This window comes from Pseudomonas sp. SG-MS2 (assembly GCF_009933855.1).
GTDB classification, from domain to species: Bacteria; Pseudomonadota; Gammaproteobacteria; order Pseudomonadales; family Pseudomonadaceae; genus Aquipseudomonas; species Aquipseudomonas putida_E.
Genome location: NZ_MOMO01000116.1, coordinates 1 through 1,903, shown reverse-complemented (window position 1 = coordinate 1,903; position 1,903 = coordinate 1). Strand labels below are relative to the sequence as shown.

Annotated in this window: 2 protein-coding genes; one reads left to right on the top strand and one right to left on the bottom strand. The window is 64.9% G+C overall.

Annotated elements, in window-relative coordinates:
* Positions 1 to 44: 44 nt before the first annotated feature.
* Positions 45 to 527: a TIGR02444 family protein gene (locus BLX42_RS09370; protein WP_161871650.1), complete on the bottom strand. Its 483-nt coding sequence runs from the start codon at positions 525 to 527 to the stop codon at positions 45 to 47.
* A gap of 50 nt (positions 528 to 577) precedes the next feature.
* Here BLX42_RS09370 and BLX42_RS09365 point away from each other — a divergent pair.
* Positions 578 to 1,903: ABC-F family ATP-binding cassette domain-containing protein (locus BLX42_RS09365; protein WP_161871649.1), on the top strand; the 1,326-nt coding region annotated here is incomplete at its 3' end.

The window sequence follows — 1,903 nt, the reverse complement described above, 5'->3', positions numbered from 1 at the left end:
CCCGCCACCCCGGCGCCGTCCTCGGCACCGGCAAGCACCTCGTCTCAGACGCCGTCTTCGGCCTCCTGAAGCCCTGTAGCGGCGACTCGCAGCTGAGCCAGCGAGTCGTGGCCACGGACCTGGTCGGGCGCCAGCCTGGTCAGCCAATCGTCTGCGGGCTCAAGCGAGCCCGTGGGCCATTGCCTTGCGCATTCCTCAAGGCGTTGCAGCAAGCGCTTCTCCGCCTGCAGTTCCAAGCCCTTTACGTGCTCACGCAACGCCTCCAGGTGCAGGTCATGCTGTGCGGCCGTCCGCCATTGCTGGCGCAAACTGCGTAGCGGCGTTACCACTTCAGTTTGCCAAGGCTCGGCAATGGCGCGCAAAGCGTCGATTCGCCCGGCTTCTACGGCGACACCTCGGGTTTGCAGCCAGCTCGCGCACAGCAGCAGGCACACATCGCCCCCCTGGGCCTGAACGCTCAGGCAAGCCGCTTCGACTCCCGGCCGGGCATACAGGGCCAGGGCGTAATTCCACAGGTCGTTGTACATGATTCCACTTACGCTCCGGGTCGAGGAAGCTGGTAGACTCCGCGACCATCATGATCAGACTATCCAACCTCACTTTACAGCGTGGTCCGCAGCGCTTGCTAGAAGGCGCCGAGATGACCCTGCACGCCGGTCACAAGGCCGGCCTGATCGGCGCTAACGGCGCCGGAAAATCCAGCCTGTTCGCCTTGCTGCGCGGTGAGCTGTCGCCTGATGGTGGCGACTGCCAGCTGCCGGGTGACTGGCGCATCGCCCACATGCGTCAGGAGGTCGATACGCTCGATCGCCTGGCCGTGGACTATGTGCTTGATGGCGACGCGCGCCTGCGCAAGGTCCAGGCCGAGCTCGCCGTGGCCGAGACGGCCCACGACGGCACGGCCCTGGCACGCCTGCACAGTGAGCTGGAAAGCGCTGACGGCTATACCGCCGATGCCCGTGCGCGCAAATTGCTGGCCGGTCTTGGTTTTACCAACGAGCAGATGGACCGCCGCGTCGGCGACTTCTCCGGTGGCTGGCGGATGCGCCTGAACCTGGCCCAGGCCCTGATGTGCCCATCCGACCTGCTGCTGCTCGACGAACCGACCAACCACCTGGACCTCGATGCGATCCTGTGGCTCGAAGACTGGCTCAAGGGCTACCCGGGCACGCTGTTGCTGATTTCCCACGACCGCGATTTCCTGGATGCTGTTGTCGACCATGTATTGCACGTCGAGCAGCGCAAGCTGAACCTGTACAAGGGTGGCTATACCGCCTTCGAACGCACCCGTGCCGAGCGCCTGGCGCAGCAGCAGCAAGCCTACGAGAAGCAACAGGCCCAGCGTGCGCACATGGAAAAGTACATTGCCCGCTTCAAGGCCCAAGCCACCAAGGCCCGTCAGGCGCAGAGCCGGATCAAGGCCCTGGAGCGCATGGAAGAGCTGTCGGCTGCGCACGTCGATTCGCCGTTCGACTTCGTTTTCCGTGAATCGCAGAAGATTTCCAGCCCGTTGCTGAGCCTTTCCGAAGGCTGTCTGGGCTATGGCGACAAGGCGATCCTCGACAAGGTCAAGCTGCAGCTGGTGCCCGGTGCGCGCATCGGCCTGCTGGGCCCTAACGGCGCCGGCAAGTCGACCCTGATCAAGAACCTTGCCGGCGAACTAGCGCCGCTGTCGGGCCGCCTGGTGCTGGGTGAGAACCTGGCAGTCGGTTACTTCGCCCAGCATCAGCTGGACTCGCTGGACGACAAGGCCAGCCCGCTGTTGCACTTGCAGCGCATTGCGCCGGCCGAGCGCGAGCAGACCCTGCGTGACTTCCTCGGCGGGTTCGACTTCCATGGCGACCGCGTGGACGAGCCGGTGGTGAATTTCTCCGGGGGCGAAAAAGCCCGCCTGGCGCTGGCC

What these genes read in the sequence shown, in the direction of transcription:
- BLX42_RS09370 (WP_161871650.1), bottom strand. Translation starts at nt 527, where the DNA reads ATGTACAACGACCTGTGGAATTACGCCCTGGCCCTGTATGCCCGGCCG.